Annotated in this window: 7 protein-coding genes; 3 read left to right on the forward strand and 4 right to left on the reverse strand. The window is 50.3% G+C overall.

What is annotated here, in order from left to right; all coding sequences use genetic code 11:
• Together L5656_RS10445 and L5656_RS10450 are read right to left on the reverse strand one after the other, a co-directional pair.
• The coding region (locus L5656_RS10445; RefSeq protein ID WP_297202699.1) for an anti-sigma factor family protein at nt 1-891 on the reverse strand (891 nt) is incomplete at its 3' end.
• Between the two features lie 112 nt (nt 892-1003).
• The gene (locus L5656_RS10450; RefSeq protein WP_297202701.1) at nt 1004-1576 is read right to left on the reverse strand and encodes an RNA polymerase sigma factor; all 573 of its coding nucleotides are present in this window, start codon (nt 1574-1576) and stop codon (nt 1004-1006) included.
• A 303-nt stretch (nt 1577-1879) separates the two neighbouring features.
• On the opposite strand from L5656_RS10450, the gene L5656_RS10455 reads away from it, so the two are divergent.
• Entirely contained in the window at nt 1880-2488 is a 609-nt protein-coding gene (locus L5656_RS10455) for a TetR/AcrR family transcriptional regulator (protein WP_297202703.1), read from the forward strand.
• A gap of 23 nt (nt 2489-2511) precedes the next feature.
• On the opposite strand, the gene L5656_RS10460 is transcribed toward L5656_RS10455, so the two are convergent.
• Nucleotides 2512-3195 carry a formate dehydrogenase subunit gamma gene (locus L5656_RS10460; RefSeq protein WP_297202704.1) on the reverse strand — a complete coding sequence of 228 codons (684 nt, stop codon included), beginning with the start codon at nt 3193-3195 and terminating at the stop codon, nt 2512-2514.
• 2 nt (nt 3196-3197) lie between these two features.
• The gene (locus tag L5656_RS10465) at nt 3198-4196 is read right to left on the reverse strand and encodes a 4Fe-4S dicluster domain-containing protein (protein ID WP_297202706.1); all 999 of its coding nucleotides are present in this window, start codon (nt 4194-4196) and stop codon (nt 3198-3200) included.
• 156 nt (nt 4197-4352) lie between these two features.
• Between L5656_RS10465 and L5656_RS10470 the strand changes: the two genes are divergently transcribed.
• Nucleotides 4353-4727: a cyclophilin-like fold protein gene (locus L5656_RS10470; protein ID WP_297202708.1), complete on the forward strand. Its 375-nt coding sequence runs from the start codon at nt 4353-4355 to the stop codon at nt 4725-4727.
• A 153-nt stretch (nt 4728-4880) separates the two neighbouring features.
• Nucleotides 4881-5233: stalk domain-containing protein (locus tag L5656_RS10475; RefSeq protein ID WP_297202710.1), on the forward strand; the 353-nt coding region annotated here is incomplete at its 3' end.

A 5233-nucleotide genomic window follows, 5' to 3' on the forward strand; every position in this document is an offset into this window, starting at 1 on the left:
GAACTCCCCTGCTGTAGCTGATGGCAAGACTACTTTGAGCATAATCTCTTTATTCTGGTAGTCCCAAAGTTCGGTCACCCCAGCGGCACCGGCTCTCGCTGCCGCTGCCGCCACCGCCGCCTTCGCGGAGGCCAGGTCATCCACTTCCACCTTTACCATCGTGGTCCGCACATGCCTGCTTTTACTTAAGAAGGTTTTAGGCTGGTAGGCTCCTGTGTCCTGACCGGCAGCCACCCGCGTATCGGTTTTAGCCTGCTCCCGGAGTTCCTGCCCTGCGGTTGCATTTCCAGGTTTCTTTTCTTCTACTGTTGCATGCGTCCTACCCTGGACTGTTTCCTGCTTTTCTACCCTACCGGGTTCACCCTCAACAGGAGCATGCCCAGGCTTGCCAGTGCTTTCGTCCTTGTTCGGAACTTGGACTTTTTCAACCTCGCTTACCTGGCTACCTGATGAACCTCCTTCGTCCTTTTCTGCCATAACCTTGGTTCCCGGTGTGGCCAACTTATAGGAACTGGGCCACGTCAGGGTGTTTCCCAAATGGGCACGGCCGTACTGCAATATTCCTAGCCCCATACCCACCGTCAGGACGGCCGCTAGCCCCACCCTTAGCCACCTGTTTTGGTAGCCGGGCAGGTCATCCTGAAAGAGGCGAGGACTTTTCCCCTCCTCCAGCTCCTGTATACGCTTCATTACTTTATCCACGAAATCAGGAGGAGCTTTAACTTCCTGGTAAATTTCCTTTAGGCCTTCGGAAATTCTCTTCAGGGCTTCAAGCTCCGACCGGCAGGCCTCACAAGAGTTAAGGTGCTCCTCGAGCGCTGCCCTCTCCGCATCGCTGAGTTCATCGTCTATGTATGGCGAAAGCATTTTCCTTGCCTGCCGGCACCTCATTTTTGACGCCACCTTCTTAGGGCTTAAAACTTTGTCTCTTGCCCTTTCCATAAAGAATCACGAACAGAATGGCTGTAAGTTTCGCGGTCTTGCCAAAAAATTTTTTGGGGGATTATAGAGGATATCCAGCTTTCCGAAGCCTCTCCTTTAGCATCTGGCGACTGCGGTTAAGTTTAGATTTAACTGCTGCTTCCGTGTCTCCTGTAAGGGCTGCTATCTCTTTATAGGAAAGCTGGTCCACCACACGAAGTTTAAGCACTATGCGGTAGTGATCGGGCAGTTCTCCCCAGGCCCTCCATACTGCATTCCAGAACTCTCGGCGATAAACCCTTTCCACATCTTCTTCTGAACTCGCTATCTCATAAGCAGCCTGGTTCTCTTCTTGAGTCATGCTATCCAGGGAAAAGGTCTGAAACCTTTTTCGCCTCCTCGTCCAGTCGATCCATAAGTTTACGGTCATCCTATGTATCAGAGCTTCAAAGCTACCCTTCTTTTGCGCGTACTCCTTAAAGCCAAGGTAGATTTTTAAGAAAACCTCCTGGGTAAGATCCTCCGCGTCAGCCTGGTTGCCAGCCAGGGTAAGGGCCAGGGCATAAACTTTGTTACGATACTTCGCAACCAGCTCTTCAAAGGCCGTAAGATCGCCCTCCTGCATCCTGGCGACCAGGCTTTCCATATCGCCCATCCCGAAGGCTCCTTTGGTTAATCTTGCTAAGTCTTCCCTGTATACTCACGAAGGAAAGCGGGGAAAGTTTCGCTTGGAGAAAGAAAAGTTTTCTAAAGCCTGAGATGGGCAGAGGCGAGCACTAATAAAATCAGCAACTTTAGTACGAAAACAACGCAAAACATAGAATAAAGGGCCCTTTCCCGGCATTAGTTGCTATTTCAAGGAAATGATGGTATGTGTTTAATTGAGGTGTTATAGGAGTTTTAACTAACTAGTTAGTTAACAGTGGTCATTATAAACTTAAGGAAGGGGTAAGCTCAAATGGCACATCCTGTAGTACAAAGTCGAGAAAGGATACTCGCCGCAGCGGAGGAAATTTTTGCTGCTAAAGGTTTACATGGCGCCCGGGTAGACGAAATAGCCTCTAAAGCAGGAGTTAATAAAGGGATGCTTTACCATTACTTTCACAGCAAGGAAGACCTCTATACTGCTGTACTTAAAGCTAATTTTGAGAAGATCCTGGCCGCCACTAGCCAGGCCGCTAAAGGAAAGGGCGATCCCCAAGAGCAACTGGTGGAAGCTATAAAGTCTTATTTCTATTTCCTCGCTGAGAATCCCAGGTTTGCCCGTCTTATCTCTTGGGAGGCCTTGGAAGGCGGTATTTATGCACGCAAAGTTTTGTCCCCTATCTGGGAAGAAGGCTTGCCCCAGATCAAAAAAATATTGGAGGAAGGAAAAGCTAAGGGGATTTTCCGTCCAGATCTCGATATAAGGCAGATGCTAACAAGTATAAGCAGTTTATGCATCTCTTATTTTACCCAAAAGGATCTCCTGGCCATTATCTGGGAAGATGATCCTGTCCGGCCAGAGAACTTGGAAAGACGTTTACAGCACATACTCGAGCTGGTGTTAAGGAATGTCCTGCTTTAAAGGAGAAAACAAAAGCCCGGGGTTTAACCCCCGAGCGCTTTTCTTTCATCTCGCTTTTTGCTTATCCTCTCATACCATAAAGGATGCCGGTGGCGGGCGTACTCTTCGCTGACGTAACCCGTAATCATGCTTAAGATAAGCGGCCGGTTAGGCTTAAGGGCAAAGGCCGCCAGGTGCGCAAGAATTCCCAGTATAACGAGCACTGTGCCTACATTATGCAGATTAGTAGCCCATTGCCAAACCGGGTAGGGCAGGGCAATAGAAGGGAAATTCTTGAGGACTTTTATAAATCCGGTGATTATAACAAGGAAGAAGCTGAAAGCCATATAGGCGTAAGCTAGGCGCTGCTCCGGCAAGTATTTATCGGCCGGCGGCTCCTTCCCCCGGCCAAACATGGCCTTGATAACCACCCAGGATTCCTTCAGATCCCCCCGGCGGGGGAGGAGGTCAAATTCTTTCCTTAAGGCATGGTAAACTACATGCATTATACTCGCAAACACCAGCCAAGCGGCTGCCACATAATGGATAAGAAGGGTGATATAAAAATTAGAAGCCCACGACAGTCCCGGTAACTGGTCGACCATGTAGCGCTTATATAGGGGAAGCTGCCCCAAACCGCTAAAGATGAGGAGAAAAGTGGAAATGGCCACCGAGCAGTGAATAAAACGCACGATTCCGCTATGTCTCTTTACCTTACCGCCGGACACACCTATTCTCCTCCTTTCATCTCCTTATATTTCATCCCCTTATAAACGGCCACGCCTGCCGCCAGTAACCCCGCCACCGGGGCCAGAAGCACCGCCTGGCCGATTCCGTTAGGAGTATCCAAGAAGTTGGGGACGCCTACCGGCATGGCGGGCTGTTGCCCGGCCGCCACTAAGGCCCTGTGTATGGCCTCAAAGGGTACGGCCGAAACGTAGAAGGTAGAAGTCCCACCGTTTTCTTTTTCTCCGTATATATAACCCCCTATAGCGCCGGCCCGCCTGTGGGCTTCCCTTCGCATCTCCTCCTTGGGCCCAAAGGATATAGCCTGGCGGGGGCAAGCCTCCACGCAAGCCGGCAGTTTCCCCTGCAAAATGCGGTCATAACACAGGGTGCACTTGTACATCACTCCCCCTCCTGCAAATTTGGGGGCGAATTTAAGATAAGGCCCCACCCCTGCCTGGCGCTGCGGTATGTGCCAGGGGCAGACCTCGCGACATTTAGCCCCGCCAAAGCAGATCTCCGGGTCGATTATCACCGGCCCTTCGGGCTTTTTCTCCTGAGCACTGAACGGGCAGAGCTTGGCACAGGGAGGGTTATCGCAATGCATACAACGCCGCGGGATGTAAACTACGGTTTTGTTTCCTTTATGTTCCACTTCTACCTTCTGAACAAAGGTCCAATTATAAGGTGTGAGCCTATTGGTAATATTTTGTTTTGTCGACCAGTCCTCGTAATTTTTCTGCGGCCAATAAGGCTTAAGGTCCTCTTTTCGCGGATTCGGGAAATAACGTTTGTTTGCCTCCCGGCAAGCCTCTACACAGGCCGGTATTTTGCGGTATTCGCAACCATCGCACCGGGTAAGGTCGATGAGCGACCCCACCTGCAAGGTAGCTGCTTCTGCGTCTTCCCACCCGTTTAGGCCCGAAAGAACCAGAGCGGCCGTCGCTCCCGATAAAAAAGAGCGCTTTATAAACTCCCTCCTGTTCATAAGACCGTCACTCATAAGGCCACCTTTTACCTCCTTCGTGTTTGACTTTGGGTAAAGCTCTCTTTTTATAATACTTTATGCTTTTTTCGCTGTCAATATTAACCGACGACTACAGGTCCGGCTGGAACAGGACAACAGGTTTTAGTAAAATATACCTCGGAGGTGTAAACCATGCGCATGTGGCTTAAAGCAGGAAATATAAAACTTAAGATCGAGCTCAATGAGACATCGACCGCCAAAAAAATATGGGAAGCGTTACCTATTGAAGCTACTATCAACACCTGGGGGGACGAAATATATTTTAGCATCCCTGTTAAGCTTGAGCAGGAAAAACCCCAGGAGACGGTCCAAGAAGGGGATGTGGCTTACTGGCCGCCGGGCCATGCTTTGTGCGTTTTCTTCGGCCCCACACCGGTGTCTAAACCGGGAGAAATAAGGCCGTACAGCCCGGTCACAGTGGTAGGCAAAGTACTGGGGGATGCTAAAGTGTTAAAGGACGTGCGGGACGGTGAAAAGGTGAGGTTAGACAAGGAAGAGCCGTCTTAATGGCAAACACAAATAACTTCAAGGGAGCCAAGCCATATCCTTTTGAACCCTTCCGCGGCATAGAAGGTGAAAGAGCTTGTCTTAAAACAGCGATAAGCCGCAGTTTCGGAGCTGCGAAGTTCAAAAGAAGTACACTGGGAGCGTACCGGAGTTATGACGTGTGGCAGCAGGGTTATCTCCTTGATTATCTTCTCCTTGGCCATACTTTTCACGATCCTTTATTCCTCTCCGGCTTGGGCGGAAACAGCCAACCAGATCATCTTTGCGGAAGGTTCAAGGGAAATATGGGTGGACGGCGTACGGGCCGAGCTACCGGGAACCCCTTATCTTTCCGGCGACTATATTATGGTCCCTTTAAGAACCCTTGCCGAAAGGCTGGGCGGTAAAGTAGAGTGGAAGCCCGGCCCGCCGGAGACCATAGAAATTTTTTGGGGGAACCGCCGGGCTACTGTTTATCCGGGAAGTAAAATCGTATTTTACTTAGAAGGGGAGCAACCGGGAGCCGA

It is taken from the genome of Thermanaeromonas sp., assembly GCF_021890735.1.
Taxonomy (GTDB): domain Bacteria; phylum Bacillota; class DSM-521; order Neomoorellales; family Neomoorellaceae; genus Thermanaeromonas.

Coding starts and splice junctions, on each gene's coding strand:
- L5656_RS10450 (WP_297202701.1), bottom strand. CDS start 1,576: ATGGGCGATATGGAAAGCCTGGTCGCCAGGATGCAGGAGGGCGATCTT.
- L5656_RS10455 (WP_297202703.1), top strand. CDS start 1,880: ATGGCACATCCTGTAGTACAAAGTCGAGAAAGGATACTCGCCGCAGCG.
- L5656_RS10465 (WP_297202706.1), bottom strand. CDS start 4,196: ATGAGTGACGGTCTTATGAACAGGAGGGAGTTTATAAAGCGCTCTTTT.
- L5656_RS10470 (WP_297202708.1), top strand. CDS start 4,353: ATGCGCATGTGGCTTAAAGCAGGAAATATAAAACTTAAGATCGAGCTC.